This window comes from Curtobacterium sp. MMLR14_002 (genome assembly GCF_001864975.1).
Taxonomy (GTDB): Bacteria; Actinomycetota; Actinomycetes; order Actinomycetales; family Microbacteriaceae; genus Curtobacterium; species Curtobacterium flaccumfaciens.
Genome location: NZ_MJGT01000001.1, coordinates 354,234 through 370,061, shown reverse-complemented (window position 1 = coordinate 370,061; position 15,828 = coordinate 354,234). Strand labels below are relative to the sequence as shown.

The following is a 15,828-nucleotide window of genomic DNA, read 5'->3' as shown; positions in this document are numbered from 1 at the left end:
CTCCTGACGCAACGTGACACCCCACGACATGCTTCCCGGAAGGGTTCCCCGATTGCCCGCTCACCTCGTCGACCGTGATCCCCAGGTGACGCCGCAGCAGATGGCTGCGGCGCTCGTGCCCCCGCCGCAGTTCACGGACGCGTCGTTCGACTCGTACCGGCCGGACCCGGACTACGACTCGCAGGCCTCGGTCCGCGATGCCGTCGCCGCGTTCGTGGCCGCCGGTCCGGCGGAGGCTCCGCGGCGCGGGCTGTTCGGGCGTCGGAAGCAGGCGGCGGAACCCGCGGCGAAGTCCGGCGTGTACCTGGACGGCGGGTTCGGTGTCGGCAAGACCCACCTGCTCGCAGCCGCCTACCACGCGGCCACCGGCCGGAAGACGTTCGGCACCTTCATCGAGTACACCGCGCTCGTGGGCGCCCTGGGGTTCCAGGGGGCCGTCGACCTGCTCCGCGGCACCGCGCTGGTGTGCATCGACGAGTTCGAGCTCGACGACCCGGGCGACACGATGGTGATGACCCGGCTCATCAAGGAGCTGACCGAGACCGGCACCCGCTTCGCCGCGACGTCGAACACGCCCCCGGGCGCCCTGGGTGAGGGACGCTTCGCCGCGCAGGACTTCCTGCGCGAGATCCAGGCGATGTCGGACCGCTTCGACACCATGCGCATCGACGGCCTCGACTACCGCCGACGTGCCGTGGACGAGTCGGCGCAGGTGGTGTCCGACGTGCCCGCCGCGCTGCCGTCCGGCTCCGTGACGCTCGACGACTTCGGTGCGGTGGTCGCGCACCTGGGTTCCGTGCACCCGTCGAAGTACGTCGCGCTGGTCGAGGACCTCGACGCCGTCGGGCTCACCGACGTCCGGGCGTTCACCGACCAGACCGACGCGCTGCGCTGGGTCGCCCTGGTGGACCGGCTGTACGACGCGCAGGTGCGCATCGTCGCGTCGGGCACGCCGCTCGACCAGGTGTACCCCGACGTGATGCTCGAGGGCGGGTACCGCAAGAAGTACCTGCGCGCGGCGTCCCGCGTGGTGGCGCTCACCCGCGCCTGAGCGTCGCTCGCCGTCAGACCGATCTGTCCACGGCGGTCTCCTGCCCCTCGCGCAGGGGACATCGGGCCGCTGGAAACACGACGTTTACAAACGGCGCGGTCGCGTTACATCCGCGAAACAGTTCGTGCTCCCTCGTGAAACCTCGCCTCGCCAGACTCTGTGACACCCGAGGCGGTCCAAGAGCCGCTCGTGCAATCGAGAGGTGAGCAGATGCTTGATCAGGGCAACACGACGTTCGTGTTGGTGATGGCTGCGCTGGTGTTGTTCATGACACCCGGCCTGGCCTTCTTCTACGGCGGCTTGGTGAAGGCCAAGTCCGTCATCTCCATGATGATGATGTCGTTCGGTGCGATCGCGCTCGTGAGCGTGCTCTGGGTGGTCTACGGCTACGCGATCGCCTTCGCCAACCACGGCGACGGCACGGCGGTCTCCGGTGTGGTCGGGTTCTTCAGCATCGACTGGAACCAGATCGGCCTCGGCCAGGCCTTCGAGGAAGCGCAGTCCTCGAACATCCAGGCGGCGTACCCGTCGATGGCCTTCGTCGGGTTCCAGGCGACGTTCGCGATCATCACCGTCGCGCTCATCTCCGGTGCCATCGCCGACCGCGCCAAGTTCGGCGCGTGGATGGTCTTCGCCGGCGTCTGGGTCACGGTCGTCTACTTCCCGGTCGCCTCGTGGGTCTTCAACCTGACCTCGGGCTGGGCCGCCACGTGGGGCGTCATCGACTTCGCCGGTGGCACAGCGGTGCACATCAACGCCGGTGCAGCGGGTCTCGCCCTGGCGATCGTCCTCGGCAAGCGCGTCGGCTTCGCCAAGGGCGCGCACAAGCCGCACAACCCGCCCTTCGTCCTGCTCGGTGCCGCCATCCTGTGGTTCGGCTGGTTCGGCTTCAACGCCGGCTCCGAGGGCGCCGCTGACGGCATCGCCGCGATCGCCTGGGTGAACACCCTCGCCGCCCCGGCCGCCGCCATCCTCGGCTGGCTGCTCATCGAGAAGCTCAAGGACGGCAAGGCCACCTCCGTCGGTGCCGCATCGGGTGCCGTCACCGGCCTCGTCGCGATCACCCCGGCCTGTGCCGCGCTGACCCCGGGCTGGGGCATCCTGCTCGGCTTCCTCGCCGGTATCGTCTGCTGCTTCGCGATCGACTGGAAGTACCGCCTGGGCTTCGACGACTCGCTCGACGTGGTCGGCGTCCACCTGGTCGGCGGCATCTTCGGCACGCTGTTCCTCGGCTTCTTCGCCAACGACACCGGCCTGATCTACTCCGGCTCGTTCGAGCAGCTCGGCAAGCAGGCCGTGGCGGCCCTCGCCGTCGGCGTCTACTCGTTCGTGCTCGCCCTGGTCATCGGGTTCGCCATCGAGAAGACGATGGGCTTCCGCGTCAAGACCGAGGACGAGGTCGCCGGCATCGACACCGCGGTCCACGGCGAAGAGGGCTACGTCCTCTACGAGCAGACCGACGACAGCCCGGTCAGCGTCCGCTAGTCACCAGGCACCACCCGCACGACGACGGGCCCCGCGCACACAGCAGCGCGGGGCCCGTCGTCGTTGCGTTGGTCGCGTTCTCGACGTGACCACGGCCGGGAGGCGCGGTGCGGGTCGGGCCCGCACCGCGCCTCCAGGCAGATGGTCGCGTCAGCGACCCGTTGGTTCCGTTGGTTCCGTTGGTTCGATCACCAGGCGTAGTCCTCCGGCGACGTCTCGTGCCCCGGGAAGATCTCGTCGAGACGGTCCAGCGCACGCTGGTCGAGGCGGATGTCGACGGCGCGGACCGCGGACTCCCACTGCTCCATCGTGCGGGGGCCGGTGATCGGCGCGGTGACGCCGGGCTGGTGCAGCAGCCAGGCGAGGGCCAGCTCGCCGGGCGTGTGGCCGAGCTCCTTCGCGAACGACTCGTACGACTGCAGCTGGTCGCGGTGCGCGTCGACGTACTCGGCGCTGCGGCCGGACAGACGGCGGGAGCCGTTCTCGGTCTTCTCGATGACGCCGCCGAGCAGGCCGCCCTGCAGCGGCGACCAGGGGATCACGCCGAGGCCGTACGCGCGGGCGGCGGGCAGGACCTCGCGCTCGACGTCGCGGACCACGAGGTTGTAGATCGACTGCTCGCTGACCAGGCCGAAGGTGTTCCGGCGCTTCGCTGCCTCCTGCGCCTGGGCGATGTGCCACCCGGCGAAGTTCGACGAGCCGACGTACAGGACCTTGCCCTGCTGCACGGCGACGTCGATCGCCTGCCAGATCTCGTCCCACGGCGTCGCACGGTCGACGTGGTGGAACTGGTATAGGTCGATGTGGTCGGTCTGCAGCCGCTGCAGGCTCGCGTCGAGCGACTGCCGGATGTTCAGGGCGCTCAGCTTGCCGCCGTTCGGCCAGTCGGTCATCTCGCCGTAGACCTTCGTGGCGAGGACCGTCTTCTCGCGGCGACCGCCACCCTTGGCGAACCACCGTCCGATGATCTCCTCGGTGGCACCCTTGCCCACCGAGCCGCCGTAGCCGTTGGCGGTGTCGAAGAAGTTGACGCCGAGCTCGTGGGCCCGGTCCATGATCGCGTGCGAGTCGTCCTCGCTGGTCTCCGGGCCGAAGTTCATCGTGCCGAGCACGGCGCGGGAGACGGACAGACCGGTGCGACCGAGGTGTGTGTAGTCCATGAGACGGGTCTACTCGTGACGCGCTGGTGGCGCCAGGCCCTGGGAGTACCGGTCGAGTGGTGGGGAGTAGTCAGGGAGGACCACTCGAGAGGAGCAGCCATGCCAGCCAAGGACGAGATCCCCAGCACCCTGCAGCGGTCCCCGGAGCACGCGCAGGAGATCTTCGAGAAGACACTGGACTCGGCGAACGAGACGTACGGCCCGGGTGAGCGGGCGCACCGCACGGCGTTCGCCGCCGTGAAGCACGAGTACGAGAAGGTCGGCGACCACTGGGAGGAGAAGGAGTCCTCCGGGCCGTCCGACTCCGGTGCCGCCGGCTCCCGCGGTTCCGGGAAGACCGAGGGGGGTGTCGACGCGAACGCCTCGAAGGCGCACCTGATGGACGTCGCGAAGCGGCTCGACGTCAGCGGCCGCTCCAAGATGACGAAGGACGAGCTGGTCGAGGCGATCGGTAAGGCGAACGACCGCGCGACCGCTGCCGCGCGGAAGTGACCGCGGGTGGGGCGCCGTCCATTCCCCGGTCGGCATGCGGCGGTGGGGTGAGGGGGTAACGTGCCGACGATGAACATCCCAGCACTCCGCGGCAGCCGGATCCTCGGGTTCGGACACCACCAGCCCGAACGCGTCCTGACCAACGACGAGCTCTCGACGATGGTCGACACGAACGACGAGTGGATCCGCACCCGCACCGGGATCCAGACCCGTCGGATCGCCGGTCCAGACGACACCGTCACGTCGTTGGCCATCGAGGCCGGACGCCGTGCCCTCGCCGACGCTGGGGTGTCGCCCTCGGCCGTCGGACTCGTCATCGTCGCCTCCACCACCCACCAGGACCGCGCCCCGTACACGGCAGGCCGCGTCGCCGCCGCACTGGGCATGACGAACGGCCCGGCGCCGATCGACATCAACACCGCGTGCAGCGGGTTCGAGTACGCGCTCGGGCTCGCCGACCAGTCCATCCGCACCGGTTCGGCCGACGTCGCGCTCGTCATCGGGTCCGAGGTGCTGTCGGGGATCGCCGACTGGACCGACCGGTCGACGTGCGTGCTCGTCGGTGACGGGGCCGGTGCCGCCGTGCTCGGGGTCGCCGAGACGCCCGAGATCGGCCCGGTGTCGTGGGGGAGCGTGCCGCACCTGCTCGACGCCGTGCGTGTCGAAGGGTCGCCGGGGCGCTTCAACCAGGAGGGTCGCTCGATCTACCGGTGGGCCATCACCGAGGCCGAGGGGCACGCCCGCAAGGTCGTCGAGGCCGCCGGACTCACGATGGACGACATCGAGGTGTTCGCGTTCCACCAGGCGAACCTTCGGATCATCGAGCCGCTCGTCACCGCGCTCGGTGGGGAATCGAAGTTCGTCATCCGCGACGTCGTCGAGTCCGGGAACACCTCGGCCGCGAGTGTGCCGCTCGGCCTGTCGAAGGCCTGGGAGCGCGGCGACCTCCCGGAGGGGGTGCCGGCCCTGCTGTTCGGGTTCGGTGGCGGGTTCGCCCACGCCGGGCAGGTCGTGACGACGCCGGTGCGGTCCTTCTAGGGCGCAGCTGCACGAACGGCCCGGGCTCGGGTGATCAGCATCCGTGCCCGGACCCTGCTCGGTCGTCGCGCCGGGCCGTTCTCGGTCGGCGTGCCGGACCGTTCTCGGTCGTCCTGGCTAACGCTTCGAGCGGGGGGCGTCCTGCCCCGGCTCGGTCCAGAGGTCCTGGTCCTTGCCCGCGCCGCGCTTCCACGGCAGGGCACGCCGGGTCTTCTCGGCAGTCGGTGTGACCGTCAGCACGATCGGGAACTCCGCCGGCGGCATCCCGAACCCGGTCCGCGACGCCTGGATGACCTTGCGCCCGAGGGCGTGGTTCCCCAGACCGCCGACGGCCGCTCCGATGCCGAACGGGAGCGCGCGGCCGAGGACCGAACCGCCCTGCCGGATGGCGAAGCGCTTGATGAACTGGTCACGGACCTGTCCGCCGATGCCGTTGACGACCTGCTTCGGCAGCGAGGACGTCACCATCTCGCCCCAGAACGCCGTCCGGGCCTGACCGCCGGCGGCCTGTCCGGCGAGCTGCTTGATGAGCTGCGTGCCCGGTGCGCCGAGGATCATCGCCATCACCAGCGTGCGGGCGCGCTCCGGGTCGTCCAGCGCGATGCCGTGGACCTCGGTCACCGACTGTGCGAACAGCGCGGTGGTCTCGAGGAACCCGACCGTCTCGGCGCCGCTCAGTCCGAGCGCAGCGGCCATCCCGACGCCGGGGATCACCGCACTCGCACCGACCGCGGCGCCACCGGTCGTGACGGCGGCCAGGTACTGCCGCTCGAGGATCTGGATCACCTCGGCGGGGGTCGCGTCGGGCTTGCGGCGACGGATCGCGTTGACGTGCGCGACCACGACGGGACGCTGCACACTGATGACCCGATCGAGCCACTTCGCCCAGCCCGTGGGCTGGACCTGCTGCGTTCGGGGGTCGGACGTGGTGGGGGAGACCGGTGCGGTCGGCAGGGGCACGATCGACTGGTCCTTCGGGGCGCGGGCCATGCGCTCACCGTACGCCGCACACGTGAGAGGCTCGCTGGATGGACACCGACCCCGCGCAGCGAGCACTTGACGACGCCCGTCGTGCGGCGGGGTTCCTGACCGTCCGGCAGGTGGCCGCTCTGTCGCCCGAGGTCCGGGTCCTCGATCCGGCGTCCGTCCTGATCGGGGTTGGCGTGTCGATCCTGCCCGGAGTGCAGCTGTACCCGTCCACGACGCTCGAGACCCGTCACGGTGGGGCGATCACGCTGGCTGCCGGTGCCTGCCTGGGCCCCGGCCCCGTGACCGTCGTCGCGTCTGCGGCGACCGTGCACATCGGGGCGGGCGCCGAACTCGGCCCGGGCCCCGTCACCGTCGTCGCGGACGGGTCCGACGTCGTGATCGGTGGTCGGGCTCGCCTGACGGCCGGTTGTCTCGTCGAGGGGCCGGCGCGGATCGGTGCGGGCGCGCAGGTGCTCGGTCCGGTGTCCGTGCGTGACGTCGAGCTCGAGGACGGCGGCGACCACCGCGAACCCGACCCGGACCACCGCGGCGGCGTGGTCAAGGGCACCGGGCCGGTCCGTGGGGTGCGCGTGGGGCTCGGCGAGGTCGTGGTCGGTGGCGCAGTGGACATCGGGGCGTCCTCCGGTCGGCCGCGGATCGAGCGTCAGCGCACGTACCACCCGGATGCGCCGCGTCGTCCGCGCTGATCGTCGAACACGCAGCCTCAGCACGGGACACCCGCACGCCGCAGGGCAGCCCGCACCCGGTCGGGCTGCATCAGGTCGGCCCACGAGAGCCGCACGACCGCGCGGACCTCGGGGAACGACCGGATGAAGTCCTCACGCCGCTTCTCGCGCCAGTGCGCGTCCGCGGTGGAGCGCCCGTCGAGCAGCACCGGGTCCTCGTACTTCGCGCGGCCGTCGACCTCGACCACGACGCCCTGGTCCGGGAACCAGAAGTCCACGACCGCCGTGGCCGATCCGGCCCGGGCGAACACGTGCTGCTGCACCGGCTCCGGCACACCGAGCTCCCGGAACCGCACGCGGCACACCGACTCCGCGGGTGACCCCGACAGCGCCGACCCCATCCTCACCGCGATCCCCGCCTTCGTCCGGGCGAAGACCAGCGATGTGAGTTCCGCGTCCAGCGCCTCACGGTCGGCGAGCCGACGGGAGAGCACGGCATCGACGACGGGGAGTGCTTCGCGCAAGGAGCGCGTGGCAGCGACGTCGATGGCGGTCCTCGCGGCCGTCGTCGTGGGGGTCGCCTGCTGATCGACGAGGACTGCGGGTGGTCGCCCCTGTGCACCGTGCCGGACGAACCACGCCGTGACACGGGTGTGCGTCGTGGTCGGATCGGTGAGGTGCACCTTGGGTGGTGCTGCCCCGATCAACGGGAGCCCGAGGACCGCGCAGGCAGACTGGTGTGAGACGACGTCGGTCGCTCGGAGTCGGTGCGCCGAGGCACGAACGAGCACGTGGTGCTGCTCACCCGGGTGCATCCCGTCGAGTGCACCCGGGCGGACGAGGACGCCGGGGCGGAGGCGTTCGTACCGTCCGCGGCGGGCATCGCGCTCGAGTGCGCGGCGTTCGGCGGAGGTCGCCCCCGTCGTGCGGATCAGTTCGACGTCGTTCGCTCTGGACATGCCACCAGGCTCGCCGAAGATCGTGGTCCAGCTCCCGCCGTCGTCCGATCTGTGGAGAGACGGGCGGCGACGACGACCTGTGCAGGACTGACCAGCTGCAATGCGCGTGCATCTTGCGACGATCCACGCGTCGAACGACTCGTGTCTTGTCGTCACATGCACACGCAGCCTCTGCGTGCACATCTTCCGACGATCCACGCCGTGAACGACTGGTGGAATGTCGCAGAACGGGTGCGAAGCAGCCGCGCCCGCCCGGCGCGCCCGCGCTACACTCGCGCGAGCTCCGCCCGCAGCGGCAGGTCCTGCTCCTCGAGGATGACCTGTGCGCCCACGGCCGTCCGGGCGTTCACGACGATCGGCGCGAGCAGGTTGACCGTGGTGCCGGACGCGCCGGGGTTCGCGACGACGAGCAGCATCGCGTCCGCGGGGTCGGTCAGCCCGAGCCCGGCAGCCTGCTCGTCGGTGAGCTCCGGCGCGTACGACGGCAGGTGCACCGCTGCGTCGAGCAGGAACAGCCGTGCGTCGTCGCCGACGAGCGTGAACAGCCCCTCGGCGCCCTCGACCGGCGAGAGCTCGAAGGCCGCGGCGGGGGCGAGCCCGAACGGCGGGACGGCGAAGGTCAGGGAGATGCTCATCGGAGGTAGTCCATCAGGGTCGGCTGCAGGACCTTCGCGGTGACGGCGAGGGCTGCCTGGTAGTTGGTCTGCTGCACCTGCAGGTCGAGGACGGCCTTCGCGAGGTCGACGTCCTCGATGTCGGCGCGACGGCTCTCGAGCGAGACGGTCGCCGACTTCAGCGAGTCCTGCGCCGTGAGCGCGGCGGCGTGCCGGATCCCGACGTCGGCCTGGGCGCCGCGGACGGTCCCGAGTGCGCCGTCCACGTCGTTGATCCGAGCGTTCACGTTCACCCCGTTCTGCAGGTCGTTGACGATGGAGTCGATCACCGCGAACACCGAGTCGTCGCCTGACCCGAAGACCGCGGTGCCGGCGGTGTCGACGCGCACGGTCGTGCCGTCACCGATCCGCCGGGACACGTCGGTGCCGGCGGCCGCCCAGCCCGTGGCGGGGTCGTAGGCAGCAGCGGCCGTTGACGATCCCGCGAACACCGAGCGGGTGCCGTAGGTGGTGTTGGCCCGCGCCTCGAGGTCCGCCTTGAGCGACTTGAACTGCGTGACGAAGGCGTCGCGGTTCGTGTCGCTCATGGTGCCGGAGTTCGCGGCCTGCACGGTGAGGTCGCGGACGCTGTTGAGCACCGAGTAGACGCTGGACAGGGCACTGTCGGTCGTCGCGAGCCAGGCCGCGGCGTCGTTCGCGTTCCGCGAGTACTGCGCTGCAGCGGCCTGCTCCTTGCGCACCTGCATCGACGACGCGGTGCCGACCGGGTCGTCCGAGGGCTTCTGGATCGCACGCAGCGTCGTGGCCTGGTCGGTGAGCTCGGCGACCCGCGCGGCACCGGCCTGCAGCCGGGCCGACGCGGCCGCCATCGACATCTGGGTGGTCACACGGGTGATCACGATCAGCCCCTCCCGACGAGTCCGACGCGGTTGATGATGGTGTCGAGCATCTCGTCGACCGCGGTCAGGACGCGCGCCGCGCCCTGGTACGCGTGCTGGTAGCTCAGCAGGTTGACGTTCTCCTCGTCGAGGTCGACGCCGGCGCTCGACTGCTGCTGGGTGCGTGCGTTGGTGAGCGCGAGTCCGGTCATCGTGGATTCCGACGTCGCCGACCTGGAGGCGGTGCCCACCCCCGCCACGAACGTCGCCCAGACCTGGTCGGCACCGTCCGACGACGCCCCGAGTCGCGCGAGCGCGTCGGCGAACGAGTCGTCCAGTTGCCCCGCCGCGTTCCGCGTCGCCAGTCCGCCGGCGTCCGTGGGGACGACGCCGAGCGCCTGGGCGGCGGGGACGCCGGTCGCCAGGGAGAAGAAGGGTGCGCCGGTGGCGCCGGTCGGGGTGGTCCCGGCGGCGTGCAGGGTGTTCACGGTGGTGGCGAGCCGCGTGGCCACGGCGTCGTAGGACGCGGAGGCCTCGGCGAGTGCGCCGCCGGTACCGGTGCCGGACGCCGGCGCGAGGACCGCGAGGGCGCCGCCGATGGAGCCGCCGCTCAGCCCGACCGCCCCGGCCGTTCCGGTGGTCCAGGTCAGGGTGACGGCGGTGCCGTCGGCGAGACGCTCGCCGCCGCCGAGGGCGACCGAGCGGGCGTCGGTGCCCTGCACGAGCGGGTTGCCGCCGAGGAGCACGTCGACCGTGCCGTCGGCGTTCGTCCGGGTGGTGCCGCCGGCGAGCGTGGCGATCTGCTGCGTGAGTTGGTCGCGCTGGTCGAGCAGCTCGTTGGCGGTGCCGCCCGAGGCGAGCGCGGTGCGGATCCGGCCGTTCAGGTCGGCGACCTGCTCCGCGGCACCGTTCAGCTGGGCGACCTGCCCGGTCAGGGTGCCGCGCACCGAGGACCACTGCGCGTCGACGGCCTTCGAGCCGGCGGCCAGCGCGGAGACCACGGTGCCGGCGGCCCCGAGTACCGCGCTGGCGGCACCCGGGTCGTCGGGGTGGCTGGCGAGCTCGCTCCAGGACGACCAGAACGCGTCGAGCTTGGCGCTCAGGCCGTCCTTGCCGGGCTCGTGCAACCCGGTCTCGAGGGCGGAGAGCGCCGTGGCGCGGGCGTCGGAGTAGGCGGACGAACCGGCGGCGACGCGGACGCCGGCGTCGAGCGTGAGGGACGCCAGGCGGGCGATGCCGTCGACCGAGACACCCTGGCCGGCGAGGGCCGCGGTGCCCCGCATGAACCCGGTCTGGGTCGCGGGGATCGAGTTCTGCGTGACGCGCTGCCGCGTGTACCCGGCGGTGCCGGCGTTCGCGATGTTCTGGCCGGTGACGTCGATGCCGGCACGGGCGGCGGCGAGGCCCGAGTACGCGGTCGCGAGGGATCCGAAGGTGCTGACCACGGTGCTACAGCGTCCCCTCGAACAGGCGGGCGCCGTCCTGGCCCGCGCCGGACGTGCCACTGGCGTCGTAGGTGGCGGCACCGGTGACGGTCCCCGCCAGGGTCTCCTCGGTGGCCTGGGCGGCGGCACGGAGGAACCGGTCGTTCTCGTCGCGCAGGGCGCCGATCTGGGTGGTCAGTTCGACCATCGCGGTGAGGTGCGACGACAGGATCTCGCCCCACGGCCCGTTCGGTGCCGCGGCGACGACGTCGCGCAGGGGAGCGTCGGCGGGGACGCCCCACTCCTCGGCGACCTCGGCGCTCTGTGCGGCGCGTTCGAGACCGGTGCTGCGGAGCCGGTCGAGGACCTGCTCGACCTCGCGGCTGGCGTGCGACACCCAGCGGGAGCGGCCCGCGGTGAGCAGGAGCTGCTCCTCCTCGAGCTTGAAGGTGAGCAGTTCGAGCAGCTCGCGTTCGCGCCAGAGCACGGCGGACAGGTCGTTCACGCTCATCAGCTCCTCCCAGGTGGTGGTTCGTCGGGGTGGCCCCCGGTCCGTCATCCTGCGGACACCGGGACCTATCGACTCGGTGACCGCGACCGTAAGCCCCGGCGGCCGAGTGCCGTCACCCGTACTCGTCGACGCTGTGACCCGATGACCCCCGTCGGGGGACAAGAACGAGCGTTCCCGACCCCGGGTCCCCCCAAATGCCGACCGGAAACGGGGCCTGACACCCCCGCACTGGGGACGGTTGTGCACCTGTTCAGCGCATTGCCAGCCGATACATTCAGAACGCACCCCGGGGGACACCCGGAACCGCTCGGGAACGACGCGGGGTGCACCGCTCGGAGGGACCCGGGCGGGTCTTCGGCGTACGCACCGGCCATCCGAGGCCGGCGTCCGTCGCGCCCACGGACGGGTGAGCCGACACACGTCAGGTCGACCAGGGGAACAGCATGGACCGCACCGAACGCAACGCGATGATCGTGGAGCACCTCCCGCTCGTGGGCTACATCGTGGCCGACGTCCGCTCCCGGGCGACGCACCTGGACCGCGACGACCTCGCCGCCGTCGGGTCCCTCGCACTCGTCGCAGCCGCCGAGGCCTTCGATCCGACCCTCGGCGTGCCGTTCGGCGCCTACGCCCGCACCCGGATCGCCGGCGCGCTGGCGGACGACATGCGCTCGGCCGACTGGGCGTCCCGCGGCACCCGGAAGCGGATCCGCGAGACCCTCGCCACGCAGGAGGCCCTGTCCGCGCGCCTCGGACGGAGCGTCGGTGCGCAGGAGATCGCCGATGCCATGGGCGTCGACAAGCAGACCGCCGTCGACGCGATGAGCGACGCTGCCCGCACCGTCGCGCCGCTCGACGAGACTGTGCACGACCTCGTCGCCGCAGACCTGCCGCTCCCCGGGGACGACCTGCTCGAGACCGAGAAGCGCCGGTACCTCCGCGCCGCGGTCGAGGCCCTGCCGGAGCGGATGCGCTTCATCGTCGAGACCGTCTACTTCGGTGACCGCTCGGTCACCGACGTCGCCGCCGAACTCGGCATCACGCACTCGGCCGTCTCGCAGCAGCGCTCCGAGGCGATGCGCCTGCTCCACGACGGTCTCGCCGCCCACTACGGCGACGGCACGACCGTCGAGCCGGCGAGCCGTACCACCGCGGCCCGTCGCAGCGCCTACCTCGCCCGTGTCGCCACGAACGCCGCCGCCGGTGTCGCACGTGCCGTGCACGACGCCGCAGCAGGATCGGCCGTCGCGGCGAGTTGAGACGTCGGCGGAAACTTCTCCGCCGATCCCCTAACGACTCCCGGCAACCGGTCGAGAGTCATCCATGTCAGCCCACGGACGGGCCGACGCACGACCCACATTCACGGAGGAAACCATCATGGGTATGTCCATCAACACCAACCTCTCGGCACTCAACACGTACCGGAACCTGAACTCGACGCAGAACGACCTGTCGAAGTCCCTCGAGAAGCTCTCGAGCGGCCTCCGCATCAACCGTGCTGCCGACGACGCGTCCGGTCTGACGATCTCCGAGGGGCTGAAGTCCCAGGTCGGTGGCCTCACGGTCGCCGCCCGCAACGCGCAGGACGGCATCTCCGTCGTGCAGACCGCTGAAGGTGGCCTCACCGAGACCCACTCGATCCTCCAGCGCATGCGCGACCTGGCCGTCCAGGCCGGCAACGACTCGAACAACGCGGACTCCCGCACGGCGATCACCACCGAGGTCGGCGAGCTCACCAAGGAGCTCACCCGCATCTCGGCGTCGACCAACTTCAACGGCATCAACCTGCTCGACGGCTCCGCCGGCGCCGCAGGCGTCCTGAAGTTCCAGGTCGGCGCGAACGGCGACGCGGCGAGCCAGATCGACGTGGACCTGTCGAAGTCGAACGTGGAGTCCGTGTCGACCGCGGTCGGCGCGCTCACCTTCGACTCGGCGACGAACGCTCAGGCTGCCATCACCGCGATCGACGAGCAGATCAAGTACGTCTCCGCCGCCCGTTCGAGCATCGGTGCAGTCCAGAACCGCTTCGACCACGCCATCAACGTGACGAACGTGGCCAAGGAGAACCTCACCGCTGCCTCCTCGCGCATCACCGACGTCGACATGGCGGAGGAGATGGTCAAGTACACGCGCGACAACATCCTCAGCCAGGCCGGCACCTCGATGCTCGCGCAGGCGAACCAGAGCACCCAGGGCGTGCTCTCGCTCCTGCGCTAGCCATCACGACGTCCGTCCTCCGGGCCCCTTCGGGCGCGGAGGACGGACGCCGCCGTCCTGACCACCTCCACGACGCCAGGGAGTGTCGACGATGTCCTCGTCCGTGTCATCGAGCACCAGCCTCGCGATCGACGGTCTGGTCAGCGGTCTCAAGACGACCGACCTCATCAACTCACTGATGAGCGTCGAGGGGGTCCCGCAGACCCTGCTCAAGAACAAGCTCACCACCACCAACTCGTTCATCTCGTCACTGCAGACGCTCAACGGGTTGATCCAGGGGCTCGCCACGAAGGCCGCGGACGCCGCGAAGGCCTCGTCGCTCGACCTCTTCGCCGCGACGAGCACCGCGCCGAGCGTCACCGCCGTCACCGGTACCGGAGCGACCGCGGGCTCCATCAGCTTCACCGTCGGATCGACCGCCTCGGCCCAGGTCGGGGTGACCGCCGCGATGTCGACGTGGTCGACCGGTGCGCAGCCGATCACGATCGTCGGCGCGGACGGCAAGTCGACCACCGTGACGCCGGCGTCCGGCTCGCTCGACGACGCCGTGTCCGCCCTGAACAAGTCCGGTGCGGGCGTCACCGCGACGAAGGTCTCCGCCGGCACCGATGTCGACGGCACCAAGCTCTACCGCCTGCAGCTCACGTCCGCGAAGACCGGGGCGGCCGGCGGGTTCCAGGTGTACCGGGGCGGCGCCGACGAGGTGGCAGCGGGCACCGCGACGAACGTCCTCACCGAGACCGGCGCCGCCGTCGTCACCGCGGCGACCGACGCCAGCGTCACCCTCTGGGCCGGCACCGCCGCCGCGCAGACGGTCACGAGCGCCACGAACACCTTCACCGGGCTCGTCCCGGGGCTCGACGTCACCGTCTCGAAGGCCACCACCGACCCCGTCACCGTGACGATCGCGCAGGACACCACCAAGGCCCAGTCCGTGGCCTCCGGGCTCGTCGACGCGATGAACGCGATCGCGGCCTACTACAAGACGAACACCGCGGTGTCGAGCTCGACCAGCGCGACGTCCGGCACCACGACGACGAAGGCCGGTGTCCTGCTCGGCGACGGTGCGTCCCGCGACGCCGTGCAGCGGCTCACGAGCACGATGTCCGCCCCGGTCGACGGCAAGTCCCCGTCGACGATCGGCATCGTGATCACGAAGGACGGCACGTTCACCTTCGACCCCGAGGTCTTCCAGAAGGCCCTCGCCACCGACCCGAAGGCCGCCCAGGCGATGCTCTCCGGGGTCGCCGCGAACGTCGGCGCCGCGGCCACCGCCGCGTCCGACAAGTACGACGGCTCGGTCACCACATCCATCACCGGGCAGCAGGCCGTCGCGAAGGACCTCACCACCCAGATCGACAGCTGGACCGACCGGCTGGCGATGCGCCGGGCCTCGCTGCAGACCCTCTACTCATCCCTCGAGACCAGCCTCAGCAAGCTCCAGTCGCAGTCGAGCTGGCTCGCCAGCCAGCTCGCCTCGACGTCGAGCTGACGGGAACGACCATGACCTTCGACTTCCAGGCAGCCGCCTTCCGGCAGGCCGCCCAGCCGCGCACCGTCACCGACCAGCGTCGTGCCCAGTACACGAACGAGGCCGTGCTGTCGGCGACGCCGGCCCAGCTCGTGACGATGCTCTACGACCGGCTGCTGCTCGACCTGCACCGTGCCGAGGCCGCCCAGGTCGCCGCCGACTGGGAGGCGGCCCGCGAGCAGCTCCTGCACGCCCAGGCGATCGTCGGTGAGCTCTCGAGCACCCTCCGGATCGACGTCTGGGACGGCGGCGAGGGCCTGCTCGCCGTCTACAACTACGCCTCCACCTCGCTCATCACGGCGAACGTGCACCGCGACGTGCAGGCCACCCGCGACTGCATCCGGATCCTCGAGCCGTTGCGTCAGTCGTGGCACGAGGCAGCCGCGTCGCTGCCCGCGACGCCCGCCACGCAGCAGCCGACCGGGGGAGCCCTCGGTGTCGCCTGAGCCGTCCGCAGAGCTGTCGCCTGAGCCGTCCGACGGACGAGCCGCATGGGAGGCCCTGCTCACGTCCCTGGAGCACGACGCCGCCGGGCAGGCGGCTGACTCCACGGCCGTGGCCGGGTGGTCGGAGCCGGCCGGGCTGGGACCGCTGCCGCGTGATCTGGTGGGACGGGCCTCCCGGCTGCTCGCCGCGCAGCGGGACCGCATGACGGTGCTCGAAGCGGACCGCCGCTCGACGCTGGAGCACCTCGGTGCCCTGCGCGCCGTCGACGCCACGCGCGAGCCCCGTGGCTCCGTGTACCTCGACGCTTCCGCCTGACCCGCGCCCCCGCACCAGTTCTGCGACAGAGCACCCGTCGATCGACGGGTG

General features: G+C 71.1%; 17 protein-coding genes. 10 read left to right on the top strand and 7 right to left on the bottom strand.

From position 1 onward, the window contains the following. Nucleotides 1-100: 100 nt before the first annotated feature. Nucleotides 101-1,051, top strand: a complete 951-nt coding sequence (zapE, locus tag BIU91_RS01800) for a cell division protein ZapE (RefSeq protein ID WP_253183663.1) — start codon at nt 101-103, stop codon at nt 1,049-1,051. A 210-nt stretch (nt 1,052-1,261) separates the two neighbouring features. Then, complete coding sequence (locus tag BIU91_RS01795) at nt 1,262-2,536, top strand: ammonium transporter (RefSeq protein WP_071403940.1); 1,275 nt, start codon at nt 1,262-1,264, stop codon at nt 2,534-2,536. A gap of 188 nt (nt 2,537-2,724) precedes the next feature. Here BIU91_RS01795 and BIU91_RS01790 read toward each other — a convergent pair whose 3' ends face one another. Continuing rightward, nucleotides 2,725-3,696, bottom strand: coding sequence for an aldo/keto reductase (locus tag BIU91_RS01790; RefSeq protein WP_071403939.1), 972 nt, complete (start codon nt 3,694-3,696; stop codon nt 2,725-2,727). A gap of 99 nt (nt 3,697-3,795) precedes the next feature. On the opposite strand from BIU91_RS01790, the gene BIU91_RS01785 reads away from it, so the two are divergent. After that, complete coding sequence (locus BIU91_RS01785) at nt 3,796-4,188, top strand: ChaB family protein (RefSeq protein ID WP_071403938.1); 393 nt, start codon at nt 3,796-3,798, stop codon at nt 4,186-4,188. A gap of 69 nt (nt 4,189-4,257) precedes the next feature. After that, a complete protein-coding gene (locus tag BIU91_RS01780; protein WP_071403937.1) occupies nt 4,258-5,226 on the top strand; it encodes a beta-ketoacyl-ACP synthase III in 969 nt (322 codons plus the stop codon). A gap of 117 nt (nt 5,227-5,343) precedes the next feature. Here BIU91_RS01780 and BIU91_RS01775 read toward each other — a convergent pair whose 3' ends face one another. Beyond that, nucleotides 5,344-6,216, bottom strand: coding sequence for a hypothetical protein (locus BIU91_RS01775; protein ID WP_175473017.1), 873 nt, complete (start codon nt 6,214-6,216; stop codon nt 5,344-5,346). A gap of 38 nt (nt 6,217-6,254) precedes the next feature. On the opposite strand from BIU91_RS01775, the gene BIU91_RS01770 reads away from it, so the two are divergent. Continuing rightward, entirely contained in the window at nt 6,255-6,902 is a 648-nt protein-coding gene (locus BIU91_RS01770; protein WP_071403936.1) for a hypothetical protein, read from the top strand. A gap of 17 nt (nt 6,903-6,919) precedes the next feature. On the opposite strand, the gene BIU91_RS01765 is transcribed toward BIU91_RS01770, so the two are convergent. From BIU91_RS01765 to BIU91_RS01745, 5 genes are all read right to left on the bottom strand, one after another. Then, nucleotides 6,920-7,840 carry a hypothetical protein gene (locus BIU91_RS01765; RefSeq protein WP_071403935.1) on the bottom strand — a complete coding sequence of 307 codons (921 nt, stop codon included), beginning with the start codon at nt 7,838-7,840 and terminating at the stop codon, nt 6,920-6,922. Nucleotides 7,841-8,106: 266 nt separating this feature from the next. Next, on the bottom strand, nt 8,107-8,475 hold the full coding sequence (locus tag BIU91_RS01760; RefSeq protein WP_071403934.1) for a flagellar assembly protein FliW: 369 nt from the start codon (nt 8,473-8,475) through the stop codon (nt 8,107-8,109). Then, on the bottom strand, nt 8,472-9,353 hold the full coding sequence (gene flgL, locus BIU91_RS01755) for a flagellar hook-associated protein FlgL (RefSeq protein ID WP_071403933.1): 882 nt from the start codon (nt 9,351-9,353) through the stop codon (nt 8,472-8,474). Before flgL ends, BIU91_RS01760 begins: the two co-directional genes overlap by 4 nt. A gap of 2 nt (nt 9,354-9,355) precedes the next feature. Then, nucleotides 9,356-10,777, bottom strand: coding sequence for a flagellar hook-associated protein FlgK (flgK, locus tag BIU91_RS01750; protein WP_071403932.1), 1,422 nt, complete (start codon nt 10,775-10,777; stop codon nt 9,356-9,358). 4 nt (nt 10,778-10,781) lie between these two features. Beyond that, nucleotides 10,782-11,267, bottom strand: a complete 486-nt coding sequence (locus BIU91_RS01745; RefSeq protein ID WP_071403931.1) for a flagellar protein FlgN — start codon at nt 11,265-11,267, stop codon at nt 10,782-10,784. A 443-nt stretch (nt 11,268-11,710) separates the two neighbouring features. On the opposite strand from BIU91_RS01745, the gene BIU91_RS01740 reads away from it, so the two are divergent. The 5 genes from BIU91_RS01740 to BIU91_RS01720 all read left to right on the top strand — a co-directional run bounded on the left by BIU91_RS01740 (nt 11,711) and on the right by BIU91_RS01720 (nt 15,777). After that, nucleotides 11,711-12,526 carry a sigma-70 family RNA polymerase sigma factor gene (locus BIU91_RS01740; protein ID WP_071403930.1) on the top strand — a complete coding sequence of 272 codons (816 nt, stop codon included), beginning with the start codon at nt 11,711-11,713 and terminating at the stop codon, nt 12,524-12,526. Between the two features lie 118 nt (nt 12,527-12,644). Further along, a complete protein-coding gene (locus BIU91_RS01735) occupies nt 12,645-13,484 on the top strand; it encodes a flagellin (protein WP_071403929.1) in 840 nt (279 codons plus the stop codon). 103 nt (nt 13,485-13,587) lie between these two features. Further along, on the top strand, nt 13,588-14,976 hold the full coding sequence (fliD, locus tag BIU91_RS01730; RefSeq protein ID WP_253183660.1) for a flagellar filament capping protein FliD: 1,389 nt from the start codon (nt 13,588-13,590) through the stop codon (nt 14,974-14,976). Between the two features lie 11 nt (nt 14,977-14,987). Then, complete coding sequence (gene fliS / locus BIU91_RS01725) at nt 14,988-15,461, top strand: flagellar export chaperone FliS (RefSeq protein WP_084740422.1); 474 nt, start codon at nt 14,988-14,990, stop codon at nt 15,459-15,461. Beyond that, nucleotides 15,451-15,777, top strand: a complete 327-nt coding sequence (locus BIU91_RS01720; protein ID WP_071403928.1) for a hypothetical protein — start codon at nt 15,451-15,453, stop codon at nt 15,775-15,777. The genes fliS and BIU91_RS01720 overlap by 11 nt, the downstream gene beginning before the upstream one ends. Nucleotides 15,778-15,828: the final 51 nt, after the last annotated feature.